Source organism: Marinobacterium iners, assembly GCF_017310015.1.
Classification (GTDB): Bacteria; Pseudomonadota; Gammaproteobacteria; order Pseudomonadales; family Balneatricaceae; genus Marinobacterium; species Marinobacterium iners.
This window is the reverse complement of sequence record NZ_CP022297.1, coordinates 2,514,488-2,526,995: the sequence shown is the minus strand read 5'-3', so window position 1 is coordinate 2,526,995 and position 12,508 is coordinate 2,514,488. Positions and strand designations below refer to the sequence as shown.

Annotated in this window: 15 protein-coding genes; 7 read left to right on the top strand and 8 right to left on the bottom strand. The window is 56.1% G+C overall.

Going from position 1 to position 12,508, the window contains the following annotated elements; all coding sequences use genetic code 11:
* The first annotated feature begins 125 nt into the window (after window positions 1-125).
* Both ttcA and CFI10_RS12220 read left to right on the top strand, forming a co-directional pair.
* The gene (ttcA, locus tag CFI10_RS12225; protein ID WP_206834750.1) at window positions 126-1,049 is read left to right on the top strand and encodes a tRNA 2-thiocytidine(32) synthetase TtcA; all 924 of its coding nucleotides are present in this window, start codon (window positions 126-128) and stop codon (window positions 1,047-1,049) included.
* Window positions 1,050-1,126: 77 nt separating this feature from the next.
* Window positions 1,127-1,906, top strand: coding sequence for an enoyl-CoA hydratase (locus CFI10_RS12220; RefSeq protein ID WP_206834748.1), 780 nt, complete (start codon window positions 1,127-1,129; stop codon window positions 1,904-1,906).
* Window positions 1,907-1,969: 63 nt separating this feature from the next.
* Here the strand turns inward: CFI10_RS12220 and cydX are convergent, their stop codons facing one another.
* Genes cydX through CFI10_RS12205 form a run of 3 tightly spaced genes read right to left on the bottom strand, consistent with a single transcriptional unit; the run spans window position 1,970 to window position 4,826 of the window.
* A complete protein-coding gene (gene cydX / locus CFI10_RS12215; protein ID WP_206834746.1) occupies window positions 1,970-2,068 on the bottom strand; it encodes a cytochrome bd-I oxidase subunit CydX in 99 nt (32 codons plus the stop codon).
* A 13-nt stretch (window positions 2,069-2,081) separates the two neighbouring features.
* A complete protein-coding gene (gene cydB / locus CFI10_RS12210; RefSeq protein ID WP_091826563.1) occupies window positions 2,082-3,224 on the bottom strand; it encodes a cytochrome d ubiquinol oxidase subunit II in 1,143 nt (380 codons plus the stop codon).
* A gap of 21 nt (window positions 3,225-3,245) precedes the next feature.
* Complete coding sequence (locus CFI10_RS12205; RefSeq protein ID WP_206834744.1) at window positions 3,246-4,826, bottom strand: cytochrome ubiquinol oxidase subunit I; 1,581 nt, start codon at window positions 4,824-4,826, stop codon at window positions 3,246-3,248.
* Window positions 4,827-5,103: 277 nt separating this feature from the next.
* Here CFI10_RS12205 and CFI10_RS12200 point away from each other — a divergent pair, with 277 nt between their 5' ends.
* Genes CFI10_RS12200 through CFI10_RS12185 form a run of 4 tightly spaced genes read left to right on the top strand, consistent with a single transcriptional unit; the run spans window position 5,104 to window position 8,320 of the window.
* Window positions 5,104-6,453, top strand: a complete 1,350-nt coding sequence (locus tag CFI10_RS12200) for a sigma-54 interaction domain-containing protein (protein WP_242529978.1) — start codon at window positions 5,104-5,106, stop codon at window positions 6,451-6,453.
* A gap of 44 nt (window positions 6,454-6,497) precedes the next feature.
* A complete protein-coding gene (locus CFI10_RS12195; RefSeq protein WP_206834743.1) occupies window positions 6,498-7,253 on the top strand; it encodes a hypothetical protein in 756 nt (251 codons plus the stop codon).
* Window positions 7,246-7,797: an elongation factor P hydroxylase gene (locus CFI10_RS12190; protein WP_242529977.1), complete on the top strand. Its 552-nt coding sequence runs from the start codon at window positions 7,246-7,248 to the stop codon at window positions 7,795-7,797. The genes CFI10_RS12195 and CFI10_RS12190 overlap by 8 nt, the downstream gene beginning before the upstream one ends.
* Window positions 7,790-8,320, top strand: a complete 531-nt coding sequence (locus CFI10_RS12185; RefSeq protein ID WP_206834737.1) for a hypothetical protein — start codon at window positions 7,790-7,792, stop codon at window positions 8,318-8,320. The genes CFI10_RS12190 and CFI10_RS12185 overlap by 8 nt, the downstream gene beginning before the upstream one ends.
* Window positions 8,321-8,353: 33 nt before the next feature.
* On the opposite strand, the gene CFI10_RS12180 is transcribed toward CFI10_RS12185, so the two are convergent.
* Genes CFI10_RS12180 through CFI10_RS12170 form a run of 3 tightly spaced genes read right to left on the bottom strand, consistent with a single transcriptional unit; the run spans window position 8,354 to window position 9,925 of the window.
* Window positions 8,354-8,818: a copper chaperone PCu(A)C gene (locus CFI10_RS12180; protein WP_206834736.1), complete on the bottom strand. Its 465-nt coding sequence runs from the start codon at window positions 8,816-8,818 to the stop codon at window positions 8,354-8,356.
* A gap of 4 nt (window positions 8,819-8,822) precedes the next feature.
* A complete protein-coding gene (locus CFI10_RS12175; RefSeq protein WP_091826553.1) occupies window positions 8,823-9,440 on the bottom strand; it encodes an SCO family protein in 618 nt (205 codons plus the stop codon).
* Window positions 9,437-9,925, bottom strand: coding sequence for a hypothetical protein (locus CFI10_RS12170; protein WP_206834735.1), 489 nt, complete (start codon window positions 9,923-9,925; stop codon window positions 9,437-9,439). Before CFI10_RS12170 ends, CFI10_RS12175 begins: the two co-directional genes overlap by 4 nt.
* Before the next feature lie 159 nt (window positions 9,926-10,084).
* Here CFI10_RS12170 and CFI10_RS12165 point away from each other — a divergent pair, with 159 nt between their 5' ends.
* Window positions 10,085-10,939: a diguanylate cyclase domain-containing protein gene (locus tag CFI10_RS12165; protein ID WP_206834734.1), complete on the top strand. Its 855-nt coding sequence runs from the start codon at window positions 10,085-10,087 to the stop codon at window positions 10,937-10,939.
* 7 nt (window positions 10,940-10,946) lie between these two features.
* Here CFI10_RS12165 and trpB read toward each other — a convergent pair whose 3' ends face one another.
* Together trpB and CFI10_RS12155 are read right to left on the bottom strand one after the other, a co-directional pair.
* The gene (trpB, locus tag CFI10_RS12160; protein WP_206834728.1) at window positions 10,947-12,149 is read right to left on the bottom strand and encodes a tryptophan synthase subunit beta; all 1,203 of its coding nucleotides are present in this window, start codon (window positions 12,147-12,149) and stop codon (window positions 10,947-10,949) included.
* A 108-nt stretch (window positions 12,150-12,257) separates the two neighbouring features.
* Window positions 12,258-12,497 (bottom strand): hypothetical protein, encoded by a 240-nt coding sequence (locus CFI10_RS12155; RefSeq protein WP_242529976.1) that lies wholly within the window; start codon window positions 12,495-12,497, stop codon window positions 12,258-12,260.
* Window positions 12,498-12,508 lie beyond the last annotated feature (11 nt).

Genomic DNA, 12,508 nt, shown 5'->3' with positions numbered 1-12,508 from the left:
CATTAAATTAGAGGTTTTTTATTTAATGGATCAGGGCTGCATTAAAATATCGGGTTTATTATCCGCAGCGCTATTCATGTATAATCTGCGCTCAATTTTTAACCCGTCATCAGTAGTAACTAACCATGCAGACCGACAGCCTCGATAAGCAGAAGAAAACCCGCCTCAATAAGCTGCAAAAGCGGCTGCGCCGTGAAATGGGGCAGGCGATCGAAGCCTTCAACATGATTGAAGGTGGCGACAAGGTGATGGTCTGTCTGTCTGGTGGCAAGGACTCCTTTGCCATGCTGGATATTCTGATGAACCTGCAGAAAAGCGCGCCGATCCGGTTTGAGCTGGTGGCGGTCAATCTGGATCAGAAGCAGCCTGGCTTCCCCGAAGAGGTACTGCCGGCCTACCTTGAGTCTCTGGGTGTGCCGTTTCATATCGTTGAACGAGATACCTACTCCATCGTCAAATCGGTGGTACCTGAAGGCAAAACCACCTGTGGTCTTTGTTCACGCTTGCGCCGCGGCACGCTGTATAGCTTTGCCGATGAGATCGGGGCCAACAAAATTGCGCTCGGTCATCACCGTGATGACATTCTGGAAACCTTCTTTCTCAACATGTTCTTCGGTGGCAAGTTGAAGTCGATGCCGCCCAAGTTGGTGTCCGATGACGGCAAAAACATGGTGATCCGCCCGCTCGCCTATGCCCGTGAAAAGGACATCATGGAATACGCCGAGTTGCGTGAATTCCCGATCATACCGTGCAACCTGTGCGGCTCGCAGGAGAACCTGCAGCGTCAGGTGATCAAGGAGATGCTGCAGGGCTGGGATAAATCCCATCCTGGCAGGATTGAGACCATGTTCCGTGCCCTGTGCAATGTGGTGCCCTCCCATCTGGCCGATCCACAACTGTTTGATTTCAAAAACCTGCAGCTGGGCTTTCCGCACGGTATTGGCCCGGCCATGCAGGCCATGGCAGGCCCACTAGGTGAAGATGATGAAGCTACAGCTGGTGGGTCGGGTGTACAGGTGATGGAGAAGATCGATATTCTCTCGGTCTGAAAAACCGGCTTGACCTGCTGCTCCTTTTTGACCGATATTCGGGTAAACCCGAATAACAACAAAAAGGGAGTAACCGCATGACTCATTCATTACTGCAGCGTCAGGACCACGAAGGCGTGGCCACCTTGATGCTTTCCCGTCCCGACGCCTACAACAGCCTTTCCATGGAGTTGATGCAGGCATTGCATGCTGAGCTTGATGCCATTGCTGATGACCTCACCATTCGCTGTGTGGTGATCAAGGGGTCAGGCAAAGGTTTCTGTGCTGGCCATGATCTCAAGCAAATGCTGGGTGAGGGCGAAGAAGACTACTACCGTTGTACCTTCCAGACCTGCGCCGGGCTTATGCAGCGCATCGTCAGCCTCCCTGTACCGGTGATCGCTCAGGTTCACGGCGTGGCGACGGCCGCAGGTTGTCAGCTGGTTGCCACGGCGGATCTGGCAGTGGCGGCGGATAATGCCCGTTTTGCTACCCCTGGTGTCAATATCGGCCTGTTCTGTTCGACCCCGATGGTGGCGCTGAGTCGTGCGGTTCAACCCAAACATGCGATGGAGTTGTTGCTGACCGGTGAGTTGGTCAATGCACAACGCGCCTACGAGATCGGTCTGGTGAATCGTCTGGTGCCTGAGCCCGATCTGGATCAGGCGGTCGCTGAACTGGCCGGCAAGATAGCATCCAAATCACGTCGCACGCTGCAGATCGGCAAGCAGGCGTTCCAGCGCCAGCGTGAGCTGCCGCTGGCGGATGCCTATGCGGCCTGCAGTGAGGTGATGGTGGAAAACATGCTGACGGCAGATGCACAGGAAGGCATTGATGCGTTCATCAACAAGCGCAAACCGGAATGGACGCACCGTTGATCAGACGATAAAAAGGCGCCTGTGCGGGCGCCTTTGGGGAGAGATGATCATAGCGTCAGCGAATCATTCGCTGTCGATATCTTCGGCCTCAAGCCACATCACGTTGATGATGCCGAATGCGCAGGCCAGAAGCACACCGAGAATCCAGGCGAAATACCACATGGCTGAATCTCCTTTAGTAGGATGAGTAATCGTTGTCCTGAATGTATTCCACCGAAATCTTGGCCCACAGGGAGCGGTAGCACCACAGAGTGTAGCCCAGAACGGTTGGTACGAAGATGATGGCGGCGATGGTCATCACATTCAGGGTCAGGTGACTGGAGGCAGCGTCCCACAGGGTGAGGCTGGAGTTCGGGCTCAGGCTTGATGGCATCACGAACGGGAACATGGAAACCCCCGCAGTGGCAATGATACCGGCCAATGCCAGTGCGCTGAACAGGAATGACCATCCTGTGCGCCCACGTCCTGCCATGAGGAAGACGCCAATCAGACCGGTGAAACCGGTGATGGGTGCCAGCATGCTGAGCGGGTAGAGGCTGTAGTTGCTCAGCCAGGCGCCGGCTGCGACTTCAACTTCCTTGGCCAGCGGGTTGGGCAGTGCATCCAGTGCGGGCTGGCTGATGATGCGATAACCATCGATGCCCATGCTGAGCCAGATGCCGGCCAGCGCAAAGGCCACCAGTGTCACCACGGACAGTAACTGGGCATAACGCTGGGCGCGCAGTTCTACCACGCCGTGACTGCGCAGCTGTACCCAGACGGCGCCGTGCATTGAGAGCATTGCGAGGCTCACAACACCGCAAAGCAGGCCGAAGGGGTTGAGCAAACCGAACAGGTTGCCAGAGTAGCTTGGGCGTAAAAGCTCGTCATGCTGAAAGGGCACGCCCAGCAGCAGGTTGCCAAAGGCCACACCGAAAACCAGTGAGGGAACGACACCTCCGGCAATCAGCCCCATATCCCAGGCTTTGCGCCATTTGGTATTGGTCAGTTTGGAGCGGTAGTCAAAACCGACCGGGCGGAAAAACAGGGCAAACAGCACCAGCAGCATCGCCCAGTAGAAGCCCGAGAAGGCCGCGGCATAAACCGCAGGCCAGGCAGCGAACAATGCGCCACCAGCGGTAACAAACCAGACCTGGTTGCCTTCCCAGTGTGGGCCTACCGTGTTGATTACCACACGGCGTTCGTCATCCGTCTTGCCCAAAAAAGGCAGCAGGGCACAGGCCCCCATATCGAAGCCGTCTGTAATGGCGAAGCCGACCAGCAACACGCCAACCAGCACCCACCAGATCAGTTTCAGTGTTTCATAATCGAATAGCATCGTATCTCTCCTCTTGCCTGATCAGGCCTTGGCCGGCTCGGAAGCGGATTGCTCATCCTGCTCGTGGTGGTAGCGGCCGGTTTGCAGGCTGCTGGGGCCGATGCGCGAGAATCTCACCATCAGGTAGATCTCAACAATCGCCAGCAGGGTGTACAGCACGATAAAGGCGGCCAGACTGCCCAGCAGGTCAGCTTTGGTCAGTACCGATGGTGCAACGAAGGTGGGAAGAATCTCACCGATTGCCCATGGCTGACGGCCATACTCGGCAACAAACCAGCCCATCTCGTTGGCGATCCAGGGGGCTGGAATGGAGAACAATGCCGCTTTGAGCAACCAGCGTTTGGTAAAGGCTGTGCGCTTGGCAGTGAAATAGAATGCGAGTGCAAATACCAGCAACATCCAGAAGCCACTGGCGACCATGATGCGGAAGGCCCAGAACATCGGTGCAACACTTGGGATTGTATCCCGGGCGGCTGCCTGAATCTGTTCTTCAGTGGCATCGACCACGTTTTCGGTATACCGCTTGAGCAGCAAACCGTAACCCAGATCGACTTTGACGCGATCAAATTCGGCCTCAAGCTCTTCGGTCACTTCACCATTGCGCAGTTTCTGCAGTACCTCGTAAGCGTAGATGCCGCGGCGGATACGGGCTTCATGCTCAACAATCAAGTCACGGATGCCAGTGACCTCTTCATCAAGCGACCGAGTCGCAATGATACCCATCACATAAGGAATCTTGACGGCGTAATCGGTTTCCATGGTCTCATCATTCGGCATGCCGAACAGGGTAAAGGCTGCCGGTGCCGCTTCGGTATGCCATTCAGCTTCGATTGCGGCCAGCTTGGTTTTCTGTACGTCACCCAGCTCATAACCGGACTCGTCGCCCAGCAGGATCACCGACAGAATAGAGGCCAGACCGAAAGCGGATGCGATCGCAAATGAGCGGCGTGCAAAAGCAAGGTCGCGCCCCTTAAGCAGGTAATAGGCACTGATACCCAGCACGAACATGGCTGCGGTGACATACCCTGCTGAAACAGTATGGACGAATTTCACCTGCGCTACCGGGTTGAGGAACACTTCGGCGAAGCTGGTCATCTCCATGCGCATGGTTTCGTAGTTGAACTCGGAACCGACCGGATTCTGCATCCAGCCGTTGGCCACCAAAATCCAGAGTGCAGACAGGTTTGAGCCCAGTGCGACCAGCCAGGTCACCATCAGGTGCTTGACCTTGGACAGTCGTTCCCAGCCAAAGAAGAACAGGCCGACAAAGGTTGATTCAAGGAAAAATGCCATCAGGCCTTCGATCGCCAGCGGAGCGCCAAACACATCGCCTACGTAATGCGAGTAGTAAGCCCAGTTGGTACCGAACTCGAATTCCATGGTCAGACCGGTAGTGACCCCAAGCGCAAAGTTGATGCCAAACAACTTGCCCCAGAATTTGGTCATGTCCTTGTAGATCTGCTTGCCGGTCATGACGTAAACCGACTCCATGATGGCAAGCATGAATGACAGTCCCAGCGTCAGCGGGACGAAGAGGTAGTGATACAGCGCCGTTATGGCGAACTGTAGCCGGGAAAGATCAACGATTTCCTCAGTGATCATTACCAGTCTCCTGTTGCAGGTTAAAACCGAGTGCGTAATGCGTCTGCCTGCAATAATGCAGGACCTGTGCCATATATTTCAATTTGTTTGTAATGGGTAACATTTTTGCATAAGTCAGTATTCATCAAGTGTAGATCACAATAGTGACTGGAGTTTTACGCTGATCTTGGCGTCGGTGGAAGTGACAAAGTGTCGCGGAGCGTCAATAATGTCAGTCGCTGATGGCGTGGCTGACATCGGTGGCGGTAAGGCTTTAGGTGAAATATGGAGGTAGTCGATGCAACAAACCGGGCCATTTGATCCTGCGACAATGCTGGAAGCAATACCCGAACCGGCAGCGTTGCTGTCGACTGAATACAGAGTCATGGCAACCAATCAGTCTTACCGTGCCCTTTATGCGGGTGAACGGGAGGTGATTGGCCGCACCTGCTATGAGGTGTCACACGGTTATTCGGTGCCCTGTGACCAGGCGGGGGAGTCCTGCCCGTTGAAGGAATGCCGTCAGAGTGGTCAGCGTCAACGTGTATTGCATCTGCACAACACGCCCTATGGTGACGAGCATGTGGATGTGGAAATGATGCCGCTGACCGATGCGCGCGGGCGCCTGACCGGGTTTCTGGAAGTGATGCACCAGGTACGCGAAGCGCGGGCGCAGGTCAGTGATCAGGAAGGGCTGGTTGGGCGTGCGCCTGCCTTTACTCGCATGTTGTCATTGATCCATCGCGCGGCGCCCAGTGAAATCACTGTGCTGTTGCTGGGCGAGTCCGGTACCGGAAAGGAGTTGGTTGCGCGTGCCTTGCATGAGAGCAGCCCGCGTGCGCGTGCGCCATTCGTAACAGTGGAGTGCTCCGGCCTGAGTGAAGGGTTGTTTGAAAGTGAGTTGTTCGGTCATGAGCGGGGGGCGTTCACCGGTGCAGTCAGTCGCAAGAAGGGGCTGGTGGAAGCGGCCCGAGGTGGCACGTTGTTTCTGGATGAGATTGGCGAAATTCCGCTCAGTCTGCAAGTCAAGCTGTTGCGTTTGATCGAAACCGGCAGCTTTCGGCCCGTGGGCAGTGTTGAGCCACAACATGCCGATTTCCGGCTGGTCTGTGCGACTCACCGTGATTTGCGTCAGCAGGTGATAGAAGGGCTGTTCCGTCAGGATCTTTACTATCGGATTTCAGCGTTTCCGGTACCCTTGCCGGCGTTGCATGAGCGTATAGAAGATCTGCCATTGCTGACGGCGTCGCTGCTGCAACGTCTGCCGGGCGGAGTGGGGGTGACGCTGGCTGCGCAAACGCTCGACCTGCTGCAGCACTATGCCTTTCCGGGGAATATCCGTGAGCTGCGCAACATTCTGGAGCGCGGGATTCTGCTGGCCGATGATGGCGTTATTCAGCCGGAGCACTTGCCACAGGAATGTCTGGAGATACAACCGCTGCCGCAGCAGGATCTGGATGCGTTGCCGCTGATGCCACTGGATCAGCTTGAAAACCGCTATCTGGAGCAAGTCAGTGCCCGCTTCAGCGGTGAACGTCGGGAACTGGCACGGCGCTTGGGAGTCAGTGAGCGTACCCTGTATCGCAAGCTGCAGCGTTTGCAATTGGGCCATGAAACGGACTCGGGCAATGCTGATGCCGGCGGCTAGATCGGATAAGATAACTACACATTTTACGGTGACCCGAGGCTAATGTGCGCATCATCAAATTAACCCCCTTGCTGTTGAGTGCCCTGCTTTTGGGGTGTAATGCCACCAATCAGACGCGACCGGAAAGTACTTCTGACGAAGCCCCACAAACTCAGCAGGTGCGTGATGGTGCAAGGGCAGAAGCCTCTGGCGGTCAATCTGCCAGCGAAGATCGCTCACGTCCCGAACAGCAGCCACCTGCGGCGCCAGCGATTTCTAGCCAGTCACAGTTTGATCAACTCAGTGGTCGCCTTACGCTCATTCAGGAGCAGATGCTGCAACTGCGCTCCGATAATCAGCGGCTGCAGGAGCAAAACCAGATGGTGCTCAATCGCTTGCAGCTGATCAGCAGCAGTACTGCAGCTACAAGTGAAGTGGATGTTGAATCAGAAGCCTCGGGAACAGCTGCCAATGGTAGTGAACAGCTGGATATGGCGATCGGGCAGCTGATGCAGGTGTTGAATTCGCTCGACAATACCGGTTCCTCGGATGGTGAATATGCACTCGGCACGACCTATACACGCAACGGCGACTGGATTCTGCTGCGTTACCACCGACGGAACGGTTCGACCTGGCTTGCGGACAGAGGTGAATGGCGTCCGCTGCAGGAGCAGCAAGCGCCATGGCAAGGGGACTATAAAGTGCTGCTGCACCGAGCGGACCAGGATCGCAAAGGGTATGTGGCGGTCAGGATTGATCGTAACACCGGCAGTACCTGGTGGCTCAACGATACCCGCTGGCAGGAGTACATCAGTGACTGAACCGGATTACCAGCCGCTGATTCGGCTGTTCAACCGCCTTTTTCTTCTCAGCTACAATACTGAACTGGTAGCGGGTGACGATGAGCCGATCTATCTGCCGGCCGATCAGGTTCATCCGCATCATCGCATCATCTTTGCGCATGGCTTTTATGCCAGTGCGCTGCACGAAATTGCACACTGGTGCGTGGCGGGTCCCGAGCGTCGTCTGCTGGAAGATTTCGGTTACTGGTACAAGCCGGATGGTCGCACTGCGGATGAACAGGCCGAGTTCGAGCGTGTTGAAGTGCGTCCCCAGGCCTATGAGTGGATCTTTAATATGTCCGCCGGACGCAAGTTTCACTTCAGTGCCGATAATCTCAGTGCCGGTATCGGTGCCAGCGATGGCTTCAGGCAGTCGGTACTGGCTGAGGTGCAGATGATACTGCGGCAGGGGTTGCCGCCGCGGGTCAGAACGCTGGTGGAGGGACTGCAGCAGGAATATGGCACGGAACCGCTTCGGCCGGAACAGTTCTGCCTCGAACATGACGAGTGTGAGTATGCGTAACTTGATGATTCAGGCAACCGACTGGGTCAGTTGCCTGCCGGATGCGTCATGTGAACTGCCAAATCAGGAGCAGTTACTGACGCTTGAGTGTGCCCGCTCTGACCAGTTTTACTACCAGCGCCTGGCGCTGACTCGTGGGGCTGAGGTGTTCTGGTATCTTTATGCCTGGAATGAAGACGCCAGCTGGGTACTGGGTGTATTTGATACCGCTGGGCAGGCAGACTTTTTTCTGGCTCTGCACACCGACAATCCGCTGAAGGTGCCTGCACTGGAGCTGCCTCGGTCAGGCCCGCCTGTAGCGGTGGTCGGCGGGAAGCTGACTTATGCGGATTATGCCGGTGTTTACCGGGTAGGTTTCAAGTCGTATCGGGTTGAGACGGACAAGCTGGATCCCGAACTGCGCAGCATGCACTATGTGGAAGGTTACAACAGTCAATTTTTGGGTGTGGCAAGCGAGAAGGAAGCCTGCCTGGCAATTTACAGCCATTTCGACGCACGCTTGCGCGGCTGCAAGATGTGCTGAACCAGAGCCTGCCAGCCCCGGTTCATTCCGGGCTCAGTGGCTACCGTGTTTTTGCTGTTGCATCTGCATGCCGGCCGGCATCGCCATTTGTACAGGAACCTCAACCTGCTGTTGGCTGCCATCTGCATATTCAAGGCTAAGGTCGATCTGACTGCCGGCCTGCAGCGGTTGCTTCAAGCCGATCAGCATTACATGCAGTCCACCGGGTTGCAGTACAGTAGTTTCTCCGGCGGGCAGTTCAATCTTCTCGATTTTGCGCATGCGCATTACACCTTCGTCATTGGTGTGCGTGTGCAGTTCAACCACGTCTGCCACGGATGACTTGGCTGCGACCAGCGCGGTTGTCTCGCCCTTGTTGACCAGTTGCATGAAAGCGGCGCTGTTAGGCTGGCCCGGTGGTGTGGCACGGGCAACGGGTTGTTCAACGCTGATATCGGCGGCAAAGGCCATGGAGCTGCTCAGGCAAAGGGCGGTCAGCAGAGTCGGCAATCGAGTCATGATGTTATCCTTGTTCGGCGAGAAGTTGTTTAAGGTGCAGCGTTAGTTCATCCGGGGTGCTGTTGTGCAGCAGTGTGTCCACCAGCTGTCCTTCGCGATTGATCAGGTAAAGCCTTGATGAATGATCCACGGCATATCCCAACGCAGAATCACGCATCTCTACGCGTCGATAGAAGGCGCCATATTGTTTCACCACCCTGTCGATTTCACTCTTGTTGCCGGTAACACCGATCAAGCGTGGTGAGAAGAAAGCGGTGTATTGTGCCAGCTTCTCGGGGGTGTCTCGCTCCGGGTCAACACTGATGAAAATGCCCTGTACCTGTTCGCGCTGAGTGTCATCCAGGTTGCGAAGTGCCTGGGTCAGCACGGCCAGCGCAGTGGGGCATACATCGGGGCAGGAGGCGTAGCCGATATATACAACGGCAACCTGCCCCCTGAAGTCGGACAGGGATACCGGCCCCGTGGCAGAAGTCAGGGTGAAATCCCCGCCAAGGCGGGTATCGCCCTGTGCAATGCGTGTCTCGACTGGCTGTGGCCGCAATACAAACGCGAGCGTAAGCCCCGCCAGAAGAAAGGCGGTCAGTAACAGCAATATCTTGAGTGTTTTCAGCTGTGTATTCATCGGGCATTGAACTCGAATCGGGCCTGTTTCTGCCCTGTGGTCGTTTCAAGCATCAGCAGAAGGTACCAGCGCATCTCGCCGGTGGTACAGATGGCAAGCTCGCTGCGTCCGCGCCATAGGTTGCTTTTGCCGGGTTCAGCTGTGAGATTGAAACGGTTCTGTCCCATATACATCTCTACCCCCTGTAACTCTGCATTAACTTGGGTAATATCCAGTTCACCCTGTACCTGCAGAAACAGCTCGAACGGCAGCAATGACCGCAGAGGTCTCGGTGTTGCTTCAAGCTGCATCAATACCCCGTCCAGCTCAAACTGGCACGGCCCCTGTTGCAGGTCACAGTCCACTGTTTGGGCATGAGTCCCACTGCTGAGGCTCTCTTGGATCAAGCGTGCACCCAGCCAGAAGCTGGCCAGCAGGCCGATCATCAACAGCGCCATCAGCAGTGGCTTCAGCCAGTCCATGGCAGTATCGGTGCGCGTATTCATTCGGGCTCCAGTTTAGGTGAGCGGGGGTAAGCCGTGAAGGTGACAAATTGTCGCACCTGATGGCCTGACAGGTCGAGACAATCTGGTCAGATGGCGCAGGATTGGTTATCGTGTCAGGCCCGACAGACTTTGTAACAACCAGATCAGGAAAGCCCCCCAATGAGTGCCAGCAGCACAGAACAAAAAACAGTACAGGCTGTAAACCCGCAACACCTGTATGCCCTTATGGACCAGTTGCCGGAGCTGATTCTGGTCCTGAGTCTGGATGGAACCTGCAGCTGGTGTAATCTTGCGTTTGCGCGTCTCACCGGTAAATCTCGTGAAGTGCTGCTGGGCAAGGCCTACCCGTTGCCTGTCTTGCGTGAACTGATGGTGACGGACGAGCGCAAGGATCTGGAGCGCTGGCTGGAGGTTCCTGATTCCAGCCCGCGTCTGATTCGATTCGAGGTGACTCCCGGAATCGGCGATGACGAGGCGATCGATTCGGTTCTGATTACTGGGCGTGACATGACACCGTTGTACCGCCTGCAACATCCGCTGGCTCCTTTGAGTGAGGACAACTTGCCGCCGGCAGCAGACATGAAGGTGCGGGCACGCCTGGAGCACTCCCTGCAGCGCGCCCAGCGAGCTCAGGAGTATGTTGTGTTTCTGTCGCTGCAACTCAGCGGGCAGCAGCCGGAGCAAGCGGAGGGGCGCTACAACAACAGTCTTAGGCGGATGTCGCAAGTGCTGCAGGAGCAGATTCGCAAGGGTGATACGCTGGCGCGGCTGGACTCAGGCGCCTGGCTGGTGGTGCTGGAACAGATCGACTGCCCGGAAGCCATTGAGCGGGTGATCAACAAGCTGGCGGCGGCGCTGGAACAGATGCAGCAAGCGGATCTGCCGGGGCTTTGCATCAATATCGGCGTGGCGGTGAGCCCGGATGATGGTCTGACAGCGGATGAGCTGATCGACCGGTCAGAGCAGGCGCTGCACCGGTCGATCATGCTTGAAGAGCGGGTGTATTACTTCTAAAGGGGCGTTACAGCCCCAGTTTCAGTGCTACGTAGTCCGCGTCTTTATCGCCACGGCCTGACAGGTTCACCAGAATGCACTGTTCCGGGCTTAGCTCTGGGGCCTTGCGCATCGCCCAGGCAACGGCATGTGAGCTTTCCAGTGCAGGAATGATCCCCTCCACACGGGACAGGGTCATGAAAGCATCCAGGCATTCGTCATCGGTGGCGGTTTCATACTGTACCCGACCCAGATCCTTCAGATAGCTGTGCTGTGGGCCGACCCCCGGGTAGTCCAGGCCTGAGGCGATGGAGTGTACCGGCATCGGTGTGCCATCTTCCTGCTCCAGCACATAGCAGCGCATACCATGGATTTCACTGGGCTTGCCCAGAGTCATGGTGGCGGAGTGCTTGTCGGTATCCAGGCCAAAGCCAGCGGGTTCTACACCGACCAGGTTGACGTTTTCGTCTTCCAGGAATGCCGTGAACATGCCGATGGCGTTGGAACCACCGCCGACGCACGCCGTGACATAATCGGGCAAACGGCCTTCACGTTGCTGGAACTGTTCACGCGCTTCCTTGCCGATGATGCTCTGGAAATCGCGCACCATTTTCGGGAAGGGGTGAGGGCCTACCACTGAACCGATGGCATAAATGAAGTTGTCAGGGTCTTTCAGATATTCTTCAAAGGCGCTGTCGACAGCGTCTTTCAAGGTGGCGGTGCCGCGCGTCACAGGAATCAGTGTGCAGCCAAGAATTTTCATCTTGACCACGTTGGGATGTTCCTTTTCGATATCGACCTGACCCATGTGAATTTCGCAGGGGATGCCTACCAGTGCACAGGCGGTTGCCAGTGCAACACCGTGTTGGCCGGCACCGGTTTCGGCGATTACCTTGGTCTTGCCCATGTATTTGGCCAGCAGGGCTTCCCCCAGACAGTGATTGATTTTGTGAGCACCGGTGTGGTTGAGGTCTTCGCGCTTGAGGAAGATGCGTGCTCCACCCAGTTTCTCGCTCAGGCGGCGGGCATAGAATACGGGGCTTGGACGTCCGACATAGTCGGTGAACAGATCGGCCAGTTCCTGTTGAAATTCGGGCTGGTGGCGGATCTCTTCGTAGGCCTGGTCAATCTCATCCATCACCTGCTTCAGCTCGGGCGGAATCAGCTGGCCACCGTATTCACCGAAGTAGCCGTTGGCGTCGGGCATCTGGGAAAACTCGAATCTGCTCATACTCTCTCCATGCGCTGAGGCATCTGGCTGCCATCAATCAGTCATATTGGTGCGGTCAGAGACTATAAAACGCAGGCGTGAGGGTGCCAAGGCTGAAGTGATAAAAACTCAACTGAAATCAAAGCCCAGTTGTTCTTCATGGGCGGCTGTACGGCGATAGCCTCGCTGGCGTTGTTCACGGCTGATCTGGCGCAGTAACTGCAGTGCTGCCTGATAGGAAGGGGTCAGGGTCTGGTGATAGCACTCCGGCGTCAACCGGTTGCCCTCGCATTGGGTCACGACCCAGTCGCCAGCCAGATCGCGGTAGATCCGGACAACAAGAAAATCATGATTTTTCTGCCAGCGCACAACCAAGGAAG

Bases quoted from the DNA above. Each gene is read 5' to 3' on its own strand.
- ttcA (WP_206834750.1), top strand. From the start codon at position 126: ATGCAGACCGACAGCCTCGATAAGCAGAAGAAAACCCGCCTCAATAAG.
- CFI10_RS12220 (WP_206834748.1), top strand. From the start codon at position 1,127: ATGACTCATTCATTACTGCAGCGTCAGGACCACGAAGGCGTGGCCACC.
- cydX (WP_206834746.1), bottom strand. From the start codon at position 2,068: ATGTGGTATTTCGCCTGGATTCTCGGTGTGCTTCTGGCCTGCGCATTC.
- cydB (WP_091826563.1), bottom strand. From the start codon at position 3,224: ATGCTATTCGATTATGAAACACTGAAACTGATCTGGTGGGTGCTGGTT.
- CFI10_RS12205 (WP_206834744.1), bottom strand. From the start codon at position 4,826: ATGATCACTGAGGAAATCGTTGATCTTTCCCGGCTACAGTTCGCCATA.
- CFI10_RS12200 (WP_242529978.1), top strand. From the start codon at position 5,104: ATGCAACAAACCGGGCCATTTGATCCTGCGACAATGCTGGAAGCAATA.
- CFI10_RS12185 (WP_206834737.1), top strand. From the start codon at position 7,790: ATGCGTAACTTGATGATTCAGGCAACCGACTGGGTCAGTTGCCTGCCG.
- CFI10_RS12180 (WP_206834736.1), bottom strand. From the start codon at position 8,818: ATGACTCGATTGCCGACTCTGCTGACCGCCCTTTGCCTGAGCAGCTCC.
- CFI10_RS12175 (WP_091826553.1), bottom strand. From the start codon at position 9,440: ATGAATACACAGCTGAAAACACTCAAGATATTGCTGTTACTGACCGCC.
- CFI10_RS12170 (WP_206834735.1), bottom strand. From the start codon at position 9,925: ATGAATACGCGCACCGATACTGCCATGGACTGGCTGAAGCCACTGCTG.
- CFI10_RS12165 (WP_206834734.1), top strand. From the start codon at position 10,085: ATGAGTGCCAGCAGCACAGAACAAAAAACAGTACAGGCTGTAAACCCG.
- trpB (WP_206834728.1), bottom strand. From the start codon at position 12,149: ATGAGCAGATTCGAGTTTTCCCAGATGCCCGACGCCAACGGCTACTTC.